Origin of the sequence: Hyphobacterium indicum, assembly GCF_003129605.1 — a bacterium.
Lineage (GTDB): Bacteria > Pseudomonadota > Alphaproteobacteria > Caulobacterales > Maricaulaceae > Hyphobacterium > Hyphobacterium indicum.
Genome location: NZ_QBDX01000004.1, coordinates 329,188 through 343,417, shown reverse-complemented (window position 1 = coordinate 343,417; position 14,230 = coordinate 329,188). Strand labels below are relative to the sequence as shown.

The following is a 14,230-nucleotide window of genomic DNA, read 5'->3' as shown; positions in this document are numbered from 1 at the left end:
GTTTGAGGGAGAGACACGATGATCCGCGCATGGGCAGCGAAAGAACAGGGCGGCGCGCTGGAGCGTCATGATTATGATCCGGGGCCGCTACCGGCCGACGAGGTCGAGATTGCGGTGGAAAGCTGCGGGCTGTGTCATTCCGATGTCTCGCTGATCGATAATGAGTGGTTTGTCTCCGAATATCCGCTGGTGCCGGGCCATGAAGTGATTGGCCGCGTCAGCGAAGTGGGCGCCCATGTCACCCATCTGAAGATTGGTGACCGTGTCGGGGTCGGCTGGTTCGCGCATTCCTGCCTGACCTGCCACACCTGCATGAGCGGTGATCACAATATGTGCAATGATGCCAAAGGCGTTGCCGCAGCCCATCAGGGCCGGTTCGGCGGCTTTGCCGACAAGGTGCGCGCGCAGGCGGCCTGGGCGATTGCGCTGCCCGAGGGTGTGGACGCGGCCAAGGCCGGGCCGCTGTTTTGCGGCGGGATTACCGTCTTCAATCCGATCGTTCAGAACAATATCCGCCCCACCGACAAGGTCGGCGTGATCGGCATTGGCGGGCTGGGCCATCTGGCGCTGAAATTCCTGAAAGCCTGGGGCTGCGAGGTGACGGCCTTCACCTCGTCGGAAGCCAAGGCGGAGGAAGCGCGTGCCATGGGAGCCCACCGTATCGTCAACAGCCGCGACAAGGAGGCGCTGAAAGCCGAAGCGGGCCGTTTCGACATGGTGCTGTCCACCGTCAATGTGCCGCTGAAATGGTCCGCCTATATCAATGCGCTGGCGCCGCGCGGCAAGCTGCACATGGTCGGTGCGGTGATGGACCCGGTACCGGTCGTGGCCGCCAGCCTGTTCGGCAATCAGCGCAGCATTACCGGCAGTGCGGTGGGCGCACCGGCGACGATTGCCACCATGCTGGATTTCTGTGCGCGCCATGACATTGCGCCGCAGACCGAACACTTGCCGATGTCGAACATCAACGCGGCGATTGCCCGTCTGAAAGACGGCGATGTGCGCTATCGCTTCGTTCTGGAAAACGATTTCGATTGATTTGACGCCACTGGTTTTCCATCCGCTCTATGTGGCGGCGGACGTGCCCGCCACGCACCGCTTTCCCATGGGCAAGTATCGCGCCGTGGCCGAGGAATTGGTGCGGTCGGGCGCTGTGGCGTCGATGGAGGCTTATCATCAGCCGATTCCAGCACCGGAAAGCTGGCTGACGCTGGCGCATGAGGCCGATTATGTCGCGGGCGTGCTGGGCCAGACGCTGGACGAAGGCACACAGCGCCGGATCGGCTTCAAGGTGACGAAATTCATCGAGCACCGCACGCGCCATTCCGTGGCCGGAACGGTGCTTGCGGCGCGGCTGGCGCTGGAACATGGCGTGGCGGGCAATCTGGCCGGGGGTTCGCACCATGCCCTGCCCGGGGGCGGGGCAGGCTTTTGCGTCTTCAATGATGTCGGCGTGGCCGGAAAGCTGCTGTTGATGGAAGGCGCGGTCTCGAAAATCCTGATCGTCGATCTCGATGTGCACCAGGGCGATGGCACGGCGAAAATCTTTGCGCAGGACAAGCGCGCCTTCACCTTCTCCCTGCATTGCGAAAAGAACTGGCCGCGGCGGAAAATCGCCAGCGATCTCGATATCGGGCTGGACGAAGGCACAGGGGACGATGCCTATCTGCGCGTTCTCGCCGATACGCTGCCGGGCCTGATCGCACAGGAAAAACCAGATCTGGTCTTCTACAATGCCGGGGTCGATCCGCACCGCGACGACCGGCTCGGCCTGCTGGATCTGTCCGATGAGGGTCTGGCGAAGCGTGAGGCCTATGTCATCGACACGGTGAAACGCGCCGGTGTGCCGCTCTGCGTGGTCATGGGCGGCGGGTATTCAAGGGATGTGGACGCGCTGGCCAAGCGGCATGCGTTGGCGTTTGCGGAAGTGATGCGGGCACGCTAACGCCGCCCCGCACACCGTTTCGAACAGTATTTCACCTCATCCCAGACGCGCTCCCACTTCTTGCGCCAGGTGAAGGGACGCCCGCAGGTGACGCAGATTTTCGCGGGCAGATCAGCTTTGGAGGTCGCACGCGCCATCGGCACATTTCCGGCGGGGGCGGTAAGGCGCGACAAAGCGGTAGATCTTGTCCAGCGGCCATTTGATGACCGCCGGGCGGGTCAGCGCGGCGAGCCAGCCAAAGCCCGGGCTGCGTTCCCAGATGGCGATGAAGGCGTCCCAGCCGGTCACCAGCTCGCCATCGCTCTTGCGCACCCAGAGCGCGTCCAGCGCGGCCTGCCGGTCGATATCCTCGGGGATGTCGCCATTGACATCGTGCAGCAGGACACGGCCCTGACCGCGGCGCTGATAGACGCCCATCTCGTGGACGCAGATCGGGCACAGCCCGTCGTAATAGGCGATGACGATATCGGTTTTCATGGGCGACAAGATAGAGTGGCGGGCGGCCGGTTCAAATGCGGCGCGGTGGCGCAGCGTGCTTTGGTCTGTCGATGACAGCCCCCGACCATGAGGCAACTTATACTTGGCGTCTTGCTCCGGCTTGACCGGAGCATCTCGATCGAGGCCCTCCGATCAAGTCGGAGGGTGACGAAATATTAGACCTCATACTGAGGTGCTCGCGACAGCGAACCTCGAAGGAGCGATCAAGAATTCGCCACCGGTTCCGGCTTGATCAGGAAATGACCATGCAATGTGGCAACCGGCGCCTCGCGGCGGCCCTGCCAGGCCTCGACGCGAACATTGGCAACCCGTGCGCCGGAGCGGCCGATGACGGCGCGGGCATAGACATCGGCTGCGCGGGCGGGGCGCAGATAATCCACCGCGACATCGATCGGCTTGGGCAGGCGGACCAGTGTCTGCGAGGCCAGCAATGCCCCGGACGCAACAATTTCCATGAAGGCGCCGACCGCGCCGCCATGCAGGGCCGGAACCAGCGGATTGCCGACCAGATGTTCCTCATAGGGCAGAACGCCGGTCAGCTCGTCGCCCTTGCGCTCGAAGCGGACACCGAATTTGGCGACATAGGGAGCTTTGAGCAGGGTTTCGATCAGCGCATCGCTCATGACAATTCCCCGGTCTCGATGGCTTTTCTGACGCGTTCGGCGGCTTCGCGGGAGGGGCGTGTCACCATGAAAGCGGCCGATGCCGTGGCGACCGGATCGCTTTCATCTCCGTCATGCGCGGTGGCGCGGACAAAGGCGATGAGGCCGTGGGCGCGGATACATTCGGCTTCGGCGATGATATCGCGTCCGGGTTCCGCCGGGCGCATATAGTCGATGCGTAGATCCAGCGTCGCCGGGGTTTCCTTTGCGCCGAGGCCGGAGAAAGCCGCGACACCGCAGGCATGATCAAGCAGGGCGGTGACCACGCCGCCATGCATGACGCCGGTGTCGGGATCGCCGATCAGATCCTCGCGATAGGGCGCGCGCATGGTGGCGCGCCCCGGGCCGAGCCCGTCCAGTGCCAGGCCGAGCGCCTGGGCATGCGGCGAGCCATCGACGATGAGCGGCGCGAGGCGGTTCAGCAATTCCTGGAGTGATTCCGGCATGGGGCATCCTTGATGGTCAGGCCCCTGAGATAGGCTTTATCGGAAAGCAGGGCTAGGGTCCTGACCCTAAAGCCGCGACAGGCGCATCTTCACGACATCCTCGAGGCCCTGGACCACGCTGATACGGACGGCGTCATTGGCATCGCGGGCGCGCTCGAGCTGGACCAGGGCGGCGCGGTGCATTTCGACGATCTCGTTTTCCTTCGGACCGAAATCGCGGACAGCCCCGAGATAACGGTTGAGCGAGACCGAGACACGGCGGGCCTGCAGGCAGCCGTCGCGGGCCACTTCATAGGCCAAAGCCAGACAGGCATTGCGGGCCGCGGTGAGGGAATCGACCAGGCCGTTCTCGACATCCTTGTTGCGTTTGAAGGCGGGATCGCGGCCCTCGCGCGGTTTGCGGCGGCGATCGGGGCCGCCATAACGGGTCTGTTTGACAAAAAGGCGGGGGATGGCGGCGTGTTCCACGCGTTGCAGGAAATGTCCGGTGGACAGCGGTTTTTTCAGAAATTCGCTGACGCCGAAATCGCGTGCGCGCTCAATGTCGGTGCGGGTTGTATACTGGCTGGTCAGCACGATCGGCACATCCCGGATGGCGAGATTGTTGCTGTTGCGGACCGATTTGACGAGCGACAATGCTTCCCGGTGATCGTGTTGACCGGCGCGCCAGTCGGTTACCACCATGCCGGGCATGTCACTCTCGATGATGGACTTCGCCTCGGCCTCGCTGCCCGCCGTGATGATGGTGCGGGCTCCGGCGGTTTTCAGCGTGCTGGTCAGAAGGCGGCGCATCAGGGCGGCATGTTCGAGCACGAGCACGGGCCGGTCTCTCCACGTGTCGCCACATGAAGACCAGTGTGCAAAGCTCTCGATGGCAGCCGCTGCGCCCATACACCCCTCCAAGGCCGTTATCCTTAATCGGAAGCCTTGGAATTTTCACGCGATTTCGGTGATCAGGGTGAACGTTTTCCTAATGCGCGGACGATGTGGATGACGATCCAGATGGGGACCACCAGAATGGCCCCGAGGATGAGATAGTCGAAGGACCATCCCACCAGATCCACGGAAATACGCAGGAATTCCTGCCACGCCTCGGCGATGGTGCCGAAGAAATCGACCCACAGATTGCGCGGGTCGACCCGGAAGGCCGCCAGTACCAGACCGGCGATGATCGAGATCAGGGCCACGCGCAGCAGATCGCCCGGTGTTACCGCTAACAAACGCTGAAGCCGGGTTTTCGGCGCCGCTTCGGGTGTGGAATTTTCTGACTCGGTCATGATGTCATTCTTTCCGGCGATTGCGGCGCCATTGTGGCTCTAGGCCTTCTTGCGGACTTCGACCTGGTGCGGATAGGGAATTTCGATGCCATTGGCGTCAAAGGCTTCCTTGATACCCTTCATGGCGTCGAAATAGACGGACCAGTAATCGGGTGTCTTCACCCAGGCGCGGGTCACGATATCGATCGAGGAGGTATTGTGGGCGATGACGCCGAGGAAGAATTCCGGATCCTTCAATACCCGTTCGTCGGCGTCGTAATGCGCGCGGATGACCTCCATCGCCTTGTTGATGTCATCATCATAGGAAATGCCGAAAGTGATATCGACGCGGCGTGTCGGTTTAACCGAATAATTGGTGATCACATTGCCCCAGGCCTGGCCGTTGGGAACGATGATGGTCTTGTTGTCCGGCGTGTTGAGCTCTGTGGTGAAGAGATTGATGTCGGCCACGGTGCCGGAGACGCCGCCGACTTCCACGAAATCGCCCAGTGAATAGGGCCGGAAGAAAACCAGCATGACACCGGCGGCGACATTGCCGAGCGTGCCCTGGAGGGCCAGACCGACGGCAAAGGCGGCGGCACCGATGGCGGCGACCAGCGAGGTGGTCTCGACGCCAAAGCGGCTCAACACCGCGATGAAAACCACCACCAGAATGGCGTAACGCACCATTGAGGCGAAGAAGTTCGCCAAAGTACGGTCAATCCGCGGGTTGCGTTCCACGGCACGCAATACGGCTTTCTTGATGCCGCCGGCGACCATGTAGCCGACGACCAGAATGGCGAGGGCCAGAAGCACGTTGACGCCCCCCTGGGTCACGATCCGGATGACCTGATCAACAAGGGCCTGATTGTCCGTCAAGAATTGTTCCACGAGCTGCTCCATGAACGGGTAGACTTGATTTTGCGCTTCCCTAGCATGGTTATCTTCGTCTGCAAGCCTTTCGGCGGCCTCTGCGTTGCGTTTTCAGCCAGTGCTGCTAACCCTTCTCAATCGCAGATTTTCGGGGAGTGATATGGCGTCTGATTCCACACCTGCACAGCCGGATGCCCAGAAGGGTGTTCTGGGCTGGATCGAGCGGACCGGCAATGCGTTGCCGGACCCGGTTTTCATCTTCTTCTACCTGATTGCCGTGCTGGTCGTGATCAGCGTTGCGCTGTCGGCCCTCGGGGTCTCGGTCCAGCTGAATGACCAGATCCTGACCGGGCTGGGGGACGCCGGCCGGGCCCGTTTCGGGATTGGCGATGACGGTGTCATATCGGTGGCGAGTCTGCTGAATCCGGCGAATCTGCAGCAATTGCTGACGCAGATGCCCACAACCTTCACCCACTTCCATCCGCTCGGCTATGTGCTGGTGGTGATGCTGGGGGCCGGTGTGGCCGAACGGGCCGGTCTTTTCGGCACCGCCATGCGCGCCGGCGTGCGCAATGCGCCGACCTTTCTTCTGACGCCGGTCGTGGCGCTGATTGCCATGCTGGGCAATCACGCCGCCGATGCCGGATATGTCGTGCTGATTCCGCTGGCCGGGGTGCTGTTCGCGGCGGCGGGCCGGCATCCGATTGCCGGGATTGCAGCGGCTTTTGCCGGCGTTTCGGGCGGGTTTTCGGCCAATATCGCACCGGGCCAGCTGGATGCGCTGTTGTTCGGCATCACCCAGGCCGGTGTGGACCTGATCAATCCCGGCTATATTGTGAATATCGCCGGAAACACCTTTTTCATCATCGGCCTGCTGGTGCTGTATCTGCCGATCATCTGGTATGTCACGGACCGCATTATCGAGCCGCGCCTGGGCAAGTGGACCGGCGGCGTGGCGCCCGGCGGGGAAGCCGATGAGGATGATGATCCGACCAAGCCGCTGACCGCCGGCCAGAAAAAGGGCCTGATGTGGGCCGGTATTGCGACCCTGGCCGTGATCCTGGTCTGGGCGTTTCTCACCCTCGGACCGGGCACGCCGCTCTATGATGAGGCCGCCGATACGGTCACGGCTGCGCTCTCGCCCTTCTTCACCTCTCTCGTGGCCGGATTCTTTGTCCTCTTCCTCGCCGCCGGTACGGCTTATGGCGTGTGTGCCGGAACCATCAAGAATCACCGCGATCTGGTGGGCATGATGTCGAAGGCGATGGGCGACATGGCCTATTATCTGGTGCTGGCCTTTGCCGCCGCGCATTTCGTGGCGATGTTCGGCTGGTCCAATCTGGGGCTGATCACGGCGGTGACAGGGGCCGGCGCAATCGAATCCTCCGGACTGCCGCTGCCGCTGGTTCTGGCCTCGCTGGTCCTGCTGACCGGCTTCATCAACCTGTTCGTCGGTTCGGCGAGCGCGAAATGGGCGCTGCTGGCCCCGGTCTTCGTGCCGATGTTCATGCTGCTCGGCGTCTCGCCGGAAGCGACAACAGCGGCCTATCGGGTGGGCGATTCCGCGACCAATATCATCACCCCGCTGATGGTATATTTCCCGCTCATCCTGGTGTTTGCCCGGCGCTGGCTACCCGGCTTCGGCCTGGGCAGCCTGACCGCGATCATGGTGCCGTATTCGGTTCTGATGATGGTCGTCGGCTTCCTGATGATGCTCGGCTGGGTCTATCTCGGCTGGCCTCTGGGACCGGGTGCGGGCGTTGAATACATCGCGCCGGCTGCCGGCGGATAGGAGCGTGGTCTCGAGAATCCCCGTGTGCTGGCTGGCAGGCTTTGCGCACGGGGATTTGAATGGACATGTCAGGGGATTGGCCTAATCTGCGCCTGTCCTTGGGGGACACCGGTGCTGGTGCTTCAATTTGGGTGGATTCCCGATCCACCCAGTGGAGCCGTTTATGCGAAACCGATTTTTTCTTGCTATCGTCACGACGATTGTGATCCATGGCGCGAGTTTGGCGCAATCCCAGCAATTGAATGACCGGTCAACGGCGATCCATGCGCCCATCGACTATGCGTCAATCAATGCAGAGATCGAAGCGAATATCGAACGTCTTGGACTTGCACGCGCTTCCGTTGCTTCTGCGTCGGCAACGCGAGACAGCTTTGATCGTCTGATCTATCCGGTTCGCGCCGCCCCGAATGCGGATGTCTTCCGGATTCATCACACGTCAAATTACGTGGATCTTGATCCGGTCAGTCCCGGTTCGCTCATGGATTATGCTTGCGGGGCGCGGACATACGACCTCAATTCCGGATATGATCATGCCGGCATCGACATCGTGGTGACACCTTTCAGGGCCCATGCGATGAATCAGAACTGGGCAGAGGTCATCGCCGCGGCGCCGGGGACAATCATCGCCCGAAATCATCTCGCTGCTGACCGGAATTGCGGCGGGATCAGCGCCAGCCCGGATGCCAATTTCGTGACCATTCTCCAGGATGATGGCATCACGGCCTATTATTATCATATGGCGCGGAATTCCCTGACTGACAAACAGGTCGGGGACAGGGTGGAAGCGGGTGAGTTCCTGGGCCGGATAGGCAGTTCGGGCCTGTCGGCGGAACCGCATCTTCATTTTGAACTGAGACATCCAAATGGTTCGGTCGTTGACCCGAATGCCGGCGCCTGTGGAGCCGATGATACGCTCTGGCGACACCAGCCTGCCTATAGTGATTCCGTTATAACGGCGATTTTCAGTCATAATTTTACACCCGAATATCCGGCCTCCTTTTGCAGCCCGGAATATCCGAGATTTCGGACCGCCTTTTCGCCCGGGGATCGCGTTTATCTCGGTCTCTATGTCCGCGATCGCGGTGTTGGTGCCATTTCCGCCGTGACGGTTCTTGACCCGGAAGGCCGTGACGTTTTCAGCCAGGATTTTGGCGCGGCCACCACATTCAGTGCCCGGGGCGATTTCCAGACGAGCTATTTACTGCCTGCTGATGCCCCTGAAGGGCGTTGGACCATCCGTGGCGATTATCAGGGCGATATCCGCGAGCGGGCTTTCTACGTTGGTCCGGCGCCCGAAGAAAACGCGCGGCTGGCCTCGGCTGTCCTGCCAGGAAGCCGGTCATTCCAGGCCGGACAGACTGCGACGGTATTCGCAACCGTGCTCAACCCCTCCTCCGTCACAGCGTCCGGGTGCTGGATTTCTCCGGCTGCGCCGGTGGCCGGTCAATTCGAATACCGGGAAACCGATCCCGCCACAAATGCCGTTACCGGCCGTCCGAATGCCGTGTTCGATATCGCGCCTTCCGGCTCCAGAAGTTTCCTGATTTCGATCACACCAAGCGTGGGCACTGCCGCCGACTCATTGGATCTGAATCTTCGCTACAAATGCGACAATAGTGATGCGGCAAACATCGTCTCCGGTGTGAATTCCGTGCTGCTTTCTTTCGGCGCGGCTGCTGTGCCGGACCTCATCGCCGTCGCGGTGACGCCATCAGGCGACGGAATCCTGCGCATTGCCGATGAGAATTCCGCCGCGGCGTTTGCCATGGCGGTTTCGAATGTCGGTGCAGAGGGTGAACTGACGCTGCAGCCGGAAGGGCTGAGCGCGGCCAGCACCTTGCGCTTGCGGATTTGCGAAACGGATCCCGCCGCCGGCACCTGTCTTGATGCTCCCGCCGAAACCGTCACGCGCAGCTTTGCGGCCAATGAGACGGCGAGCTTTGCCATATTCGGCCGCGCACAGGGCGAGGCAGTGCCTTTTGCCCCGGCCCGTGCGCGTGTACGCCTGATCGCACAGGATACCGCCGGTGTCGTGCGCGGCTCGACGAGTGTTGCCGTGCGGACGAACTAGGTCGCGGCAACGACGGCGGCGGTTGTGGCCGCTGTGGTCGCGGCGATCATCGCGGCCTGCGCGGCCAGTATCGCGGCATAATCCGCCGCAGCCCCGGCCGGGGTGCGCAAACCGGTCATTGTGGCCGCCAGTCTGACGGCCAGCCGGCCGGCCACCATGCTGCTAACGCGGGGCCGCAGGCTGCGGACAAAGGCATCCGCTTCCAGCAGGGCATCGCCGGCATCCGAGCCATCCTCGACCTGGGCGGCCAGTGTGGCCAGTCCGGCCCAGCCCGCGCGCTGGCGCAAGCCGCGCTGCTGCTGGACGGCCACGTTGAGCGCGGTCCAGGCGGAGGTGAAATCATCCGTCCGGGGGTGGGCGATGGCGACATCGAAGACGCATTTGCTGTGCGCGCTTTTCGGCACACCCGCCGTGGCCAGCGTGTTGCGGGCCTTTTCCAGCCGGCTCAGAGCCGTGGCCGGTGTTTCATTGCCGGCTGCCATCATCGCCGCATAGGTTTCCTCGGCCGGCGGATAGCGGCGCCACCAGGGGGCGGCGACTTCCTCGAGAATGTCGTAGAACATGCTGGCTTGCGAATAGCTGCCCCCGGCACACAACATGACAAGCGCGGCGGGGGCACCGCCGGATGACAGGCTGCGGCCGCCGCGCCGCTTGCGCTCCGCTTTCAGCGTTTCCATCATCTTGACCAGGCCGCCGCCATCACGGTTCGAGGCCGCCAGCGCGGCCCCGTAGACCAGCCGCATGGCGGTGGACGGGCTGTGCCAGCCGGACCTTGAGGCATTGATGGCATCGCGTTCGCGGAGTGTGCGCCGCACCAGGGTCGCGGGCGGATCCTTTGCGCCCAGACAGGCTGCGGCCGCAAAGCGCGCGGACATGCGTTCGGATTTTTTCGTGGTGTCAAAAAAGGCGGATTCGAGTGTGCGATATTCCTCAATGGCTGCATGAGCCATGGCTGTCCCTCACAAGTCTGCGCTCCCCCGAGCGGGGCCTGTCTAGCAAAATACCCACAGGATGGCAGGGGGAATGCCACTCAAAGTGTCCCCCTTTTGCGGATTCGGGCCTGTGCGCGGCGGAACCGGCAGGCTAGATTTGCGCCGATGAGCGATCCAGTCCTGCCTTCGCGGTTTGCCCGCTGGTTTGCGGCGCGCGGCTGGCAGGCCCGGCCGCATCAGCTGGAGATGATCGACGCCGCCCGCAAGGGTGAGGATGCGCTGCTCCTTGCGCCCACCGGGGGCGGCAAGACGCTCGGCGGCTTTCTGCCCAGCCTGATTGATCTGGCGGATGTGGTGGCCGACGGGCCGAAACGCCCGCACCGCCTGCACACGCTCTATATCTCGCCGCTCAAGGCGTTGTCCGTCGATGTCGCCCGCAATCTGATGACGCCGGTGGCGGAGATGGATCTGGATATCCGTATCGAGACGCGCACGGGCGATACACCGGTCTCCAAGCGCCAGCGCCAGCGCGACAAGCCGCCCGACATCCTGTTGACCACGCCGGAACAGCTGGCGCTGTTTTGCGCCTCGCCCAATGCGCGGGCCTTTTTCGGCGACCTCGAACGCATCATCATCGACGAAATTCACGCCCTTGCGCCGCAAAAACGCGGAGACCTGCTGTCGCTGGGCCTGGCCACGCTGGCACAATGGGCCCCAGGGGCCAGCCGCGCCGGCCTGTCGGCGACGGTGTCGGACGAAGGCGGGCTGGCGCGCTGGCTGACGCCGCAGGGCGAGACACCGGCTTTTGCCCGGATCGTGCGCGGCCGTGAGGGTCCGAAACCGCAGATCGACATTCTGTCCAGCACAGAACGCATTCCCTGGTCCGGGCATTCGGCACGGCACGCCATGGGCGAGGTCTATGCCGCGATCAAACAGGCGCGGCTGACCCTCGTCTTCGTGAATACGCGGGCCCAGGCGGAAGCCACTTTCCAGGCGCTCTGGCGCTTGAATGAGAACGGGCTGGCGATTGCGCTGCATCACGGCTCGCTGGCGGTGGAACAGCGCCGCAAGGTGGAAGCCGCCATGGCGTCCGGCCAGCTCAAGGCGGTGGTGTGCACCTCGACGCTGGATCTCGGCATTGACTGGGGCGATGTCGATCTGGTCATCCAGATGGGCGCGCCCAAGGGCTCGGCCCGGCTGATCCAGCGTCTGGGCCGGTCCAATCACCGGCTGGACGAACCCTCGCGGGCGCTGCTCGCCCCGGCCAACCGGTTCGAGCATCTGGAATGCGAGGCTGCGCGGGCGGCCGTTGCCGAGGGCGTTCTGGATGGTGAGCCCTTGCGTGCCGGAGCGCTGGACGTGCTGGCCCAGCACATGACGGGCCGGGCCTGTGGCGAAGCCATATCCAGCGATGATCTTTTCGCCGAAGTGACGCAGGCCGCGCCCTATGCGGGCCTCACCCGCCGTGAATTCGACCGGGTGCTGGAATTCTGCTCCACTGGTGGATATGCGCTCGACAGTTATGAGCGTTTCCGGCGCCTGATCCGCAACCGGGACGGGCTGTGGCAGGCGCGCAATGCGCGCGTGGCCCAGCGGCACCGGATGAATGTCGGCACGATTATCGAGGCCGAGATGTTGACCGTACGGTTGAAGGGGCGCGGCGCGCGAGGCGGCAAAGCGCTGGGCGAGGTGGAGGAATGGTTCCTCGAACAACTGGTACCGGGCGATACTTTCGTCTTTGCCGGGCAGATCCTGGAATTCCAGGGCATATCGGAAAACGCGGCGCTGGTGACACGATCCTCCGCCAGCGAGCCGAAAGTGCCGTCCTATAATGGCGGCAAGTTTCCGCTGTCGACCTATCTCGCCCGGCGTGTGCGCGAGATCGCGCATGATCCGGCGCAATGGTCCGTCCTGCCCGATCAGGTGCGCGACTGGCTGACGCTGCAGCAGGAGAAATCGCGCCTGCCGCAGCCGGATGACCTGCTGGTCGAGACCTTTCCCAAAGGGGGCAAGCATTACCTGGTCTGCTATCCGTTCGAGGGCCGTCTGGCGCATCAGTCTCTGGGCATGTTGCTGACGCGGCGGCTGGAGCGGTTGCGGATGCGGCCAACCGGCTTTGTCGCCAATGAATATGCACTGGCGGTGTGGGGGCTGCGTGATCTCTCCGGCGTCGATATGGACGCGTTGTTTTCAGAAGACATGCTGGGCGATGATCTCGATGCCTGGCTGGCGGAGAGCCCTCTGATGAAGCGGACCTTCCGGCAATGCGCAGTGATTTCCGGCCTCATCGAGCGGCGGCTTCCGGGCCATGAAAAGACCAGCCGGCAGGTCACTTTCTCCGCCGATCTGATTTATGATGTGCTGCGCGAACACGATCCGGAGCATATCCTCTTGCAGGCGGCGTGGCGCGATGCGGCGACAGGGCTGCTGGACATTCGCCGTCTGGGCGAGGCGCTGAAGCGCGTGAAGGGGAATATCCATTCCATCAATCTGCCGCGGGTCTCGCCGCTGGCGGTGCCGGTCCTGCTCGAAATCGGGCGCGAACCGGTTTACGGCGAAGCCCATGAGAGCCTGCTGGCGGATGCGGCGGATGATCTGGTGAAAGAGGCCATGACGGATGACTGAGGCTGCACGGAAAATCGAGGAGCCGGTTTGCCGCGTCAATGGCGTGACGGTCGTGCCGCATCTGTCTGGCGCGCTGTATGTGCCGGATTTTTCGGCGCTGCTGGTCGCCGATCTGCACCTTGAAAAAGGCTCGGCCTTTGCCGCCGGTGGCCAGCTTTTGCCGCCCTATGATACGCGGAAAACGATTGCGCGCCTGTCTGAAGCGATTGCCGCCTGCGGCGCGCAAACCGTCATCGCGCTGGGCGACAGTTTTCATGACCTTGGCGCGGATCATCGTATTCATGACGAGGATGCGGAAAGGCTGGCCGGGCTTGTCCGGTCCGTTGGCGACTGGATATGGATCGAGGGCAATCACGATCCGGAGCCGCCGGCGCGTTTTGGTGGCCGCACCGTGCCGGAGATGGCGCTGGGCGGGCTGATGCTGCGGCATGAACCGTCAGCGGATGATGCGCCGGGCGAGATTTGCGGGCACCTGCATCCCGCAGCAAAGGTCGCCGGGCGCGGGCGGCGGCTGCGTTGTTTTGCAACCGATGGCCGGCGCATGATCCTTCCGGCCTTTGGCGCTTATGCGGGCGGGCTTTCGGTGCGGGATGAAGCGATCCTGTCGGTCTTCGGGCGCTGCCCCGATGCCTGGGTCATGGGCCGTGATGCGGTCTATCCGATCCCGGCGAAACGCATTTCAGGCTAGATCAGCATGGCGGAGAGCAGGCTGAGCACTGCGCCCGCCGTCAGAAGAATCCGCAGCGGCAGATACCATTTCGGGAAAAACCCGCTGCGGATGGCGGTCATGTCCCACAACAGCTGAAGCAGAAATGCTGCCGTGAGCACGCCATACGCGGTGGCCGGGTGTCCCGATGTATACACCAGGATAGCGGTCCAGCCGGCCAATGGCGGTGCCATGGCTATTGTCAGAACCACCCCGTTGGGGGACTGCTGTTGACGCGAAATCTCGGCTCCCCAGTGCGCCCCGCCCAGAAAGGACAGGATGGCGGCGCCATAGCCGATCAGTGCCAGATTGGTTGCGTCCAGCGACACGCCGAATCCGAGCACATGCAACAGCGCAAAAAAGAAGAAGGGTACCAGCCCGGCCATGCCGAGTGTGAAAGGCCAGACTCTGTGCGATGTCATGT

General features: G+C 62.9%; 15 protein-coding genes. 6 read left to right on the top strand and 9 right to left on the bottom strand.

Annotated features, from left to right (window positions below; genetic code table 11):
* The first annotated feature begins 18 nt into the window (after positions 1 to 18).
* Positions 19 to 1,038, top strand: coding sequence for an NADPH-dependent aldehyde reductase Ahr (gene ahr, locus DBR16_RS09675; protein ID WP_109261056.1), 1,020 nt, complete (start codon positions 19 to 21; stop codon positions 1,036 to 1,038).
* Complete coding sequence (locus DBR16_RS09670; protein ID WP_109261055.1) at positions 998 to 1,945, top strand: histone deacetylase family protein; 948 nt, start codon at positions 998 to 1,000, stop codon at positions 1,943 to 1,945. Before ahr ends, DBR16_RS09670 begins: the two co-directional genes overlap by 41 nt.
* On the opposite strand, the gene DBR16_RS09665 is transcribed toward DBR16_RS09670, so the two are convergent.
* From DBR16_RS09665 to DBR16_RS09635, 7 genes are all read right to left on the bottom strand, one after another.
* Positions 1,942 to 2,082, bottom strand: coding sequence for a DUF2256 domain-containing protein (locus DBR16_RS09665; protein ID WP_109261054.1), 141 nt, complete (start codon positions 2,080 to 2,082; stop codon positions 1,942 to 1,944). The genes DBR16_RS09670 and DBR16_RS09665 overlap by 4 nt on opposite strands.
* Entirely contained in the window at positions 2,057 to 2,422 is a 366-nt protein-coding gene (locus DBR16_RS09660; RefSeq protein WP_109261053.1) for a thiol-disulfide oxidoreductase DCC family protein, read from the bottom strand. Before DBR16_RS09660 ends, DBR16_RS09665 begins: the two co-directional genes overlap by 26 nt.
* 224 nt (positions 2,423 to 2,646) lie before the next feature.
* Positions 2,647 to 3,066 carry a PaaI family thioesterase gene (locus tag DBR16_RS09655; RefSeq protein ID WP_109261052.1) on the bottom strand — a complete coding sequence of 140 codons (420 nt, stop codon included), beginning with the start codon at positions 3,064 to 3,066 and terminating at the stop codon, positions 2,647 to 2,649.
* Positions 3,063 to 3,551, bottom strand: coding sequence for a PaaI family thioesterase (locus DBR16_RS09650; RefSeq protein ID WP_109261051.1), 489 nt, complete (start codon positions 3,549 to 3,551; stop codon positions 3,063 to 3,065). The genes DBR16_RS09655 and DBR16_RS09650 overlap by 4 nt, the downstream gene beginning before the upstream one ends.
* 66 nt (positions 3,552 to 3,617) lie before the next feature.
* Positions 3,618 to 4,442 (bottom strand): response regulator, encoded by an 825-nt coding sequence (locus DBR16_RS09645; RefSeq protein ID WP_109261050.1) that lies wholly within the window; start codon positions 4,440 to 4,442, stop codon positions 3,618 to 3,620.
* A 62-nt stretch (positions 4,443 to 4,504) separates the two neighbouring features.
* Positions 4,505 to 4,828 carry a DUF6460 domain-containing protein gene (locus DBR16_RS09640; RefSeq protein ID WP_109261049.1) on the bottom strand — a complete coding sequence of 108 codons (324 nt, stop codon included), beginning with the start codon at positions 4,826 to 4,828 and terminating at the stop codon, positions 4,505 to 4,507.
* Between the two features lie 39 nt (positions 4,829 to 4,867).
* A complete protein-coding gene (locus DBR16_RS09635) occupies positions 4,868 to 5,698 on the bottom strand; it encodes a mechanosensitive ion channel family protein (RefSeq protein ID WP_233347724.1) in 831 nt (276 codons plus the stop codon).
* Positions 5,699 to 5,840: 142 nt separating this feature from the next.
* Here DBR16_RS09635 and DBR16_RS09630 point away from each other — a divergent pair, with 142 nt between their 5' ends.
* Positions 5,841 to 7,472 (top strand): AbgT family transporter, encoded by a 1,632-nt coding sequence (locus DBR16_RS09630; protein ID WP_109261047.1) that lies wholly within the window; start codon positions 5,841 to 5,843, stop codon positions 7,470 to 7,472.
* A gap of 163 nt (positions 7,473 to 7,635) precedes the next feature.
* On the top strand, positions 7,636 to 9,543 hold the full coding sequence (locus tag DBR16_RS09625; protein WP_109261046.1) for a M23 family metallopeptidase: 1,908 nt from the start codon (positions 7,636 to 7,638) through the stop codon (positions 9,541 to 9,543).
* Here the strand turns inward: DBR16_RS09625 and DBR16_RS09620 are convergent.
* The gene (locus DBR16_RS09620; RefSeq protein ID WP_109261045.1) at positions 9,540 to 10,493 is read right to left on the bottom strand and encodes a hypothetical protein; all 954 of its coding nucleotides are present in this window, start codon (positions 10,491 to 10,493) and stop codon (positions 9,540 to 9,542) included. The two genes, DBR16_RS09625 and DBR16_RS09620, sit on opposite strands and share 4 nt — an antisense overlap.
* Before the next feature lie 147 nt (positions 10,494 to 10,640).
* Between DBR16_RS09620 and DBR16_RS09615 the strand changes: the two genes are divergently transcribed.
* Positions 10,641 to 13,100 carry a ligase-associated DNA damage response DEXH box helicase gene (locus DBR16_RS09615; protein ID WP_109261044.1) on the top strand — a complete coding sequence of 820 codons (2,460 nt, stop codon included), beginning with the start codon at positions 10,641 to 10,643 and terminating at the stop codon, positions 13,098 to 13,100.
* Positions 13,093 to 13,788, top strand: a complete 696-nt coding sequence (pdeM, locus tag DBR16_RS09610; RefSeq protein ID WP_109261043.1) for a ligase-associated DNA damage response endonuclease PdeM — start codon at positions 13,093 to 13,095, stop codon at positions 13,786 to 13,788. Before DBR16_RS09615 ends, pdeM begins: the two co-directional genes overlap by 8 nt.
* Here the strand turns inward: pdeM and DBR16_RS09605 are convergent.
* Positions 13,785 to 14,228: a DUF3429 domain-containing protein gene (locus tag DBR16_RS09605; RefSeq protein ID WP_109261042.1), complete on the bottom strand. Its 444-nt coding sequence runs from the start codon at positions 14,226 to 14,228 to the stop codon at positions 13,785 to 13,787. The two genes, pdeM and DBR16_RS09605, sit on opposite strands and share 4 nt — an antisense overlap.
* Between the last annotated feature and the right edge of the window lie 2 nt (positions 14,229 to 14,230).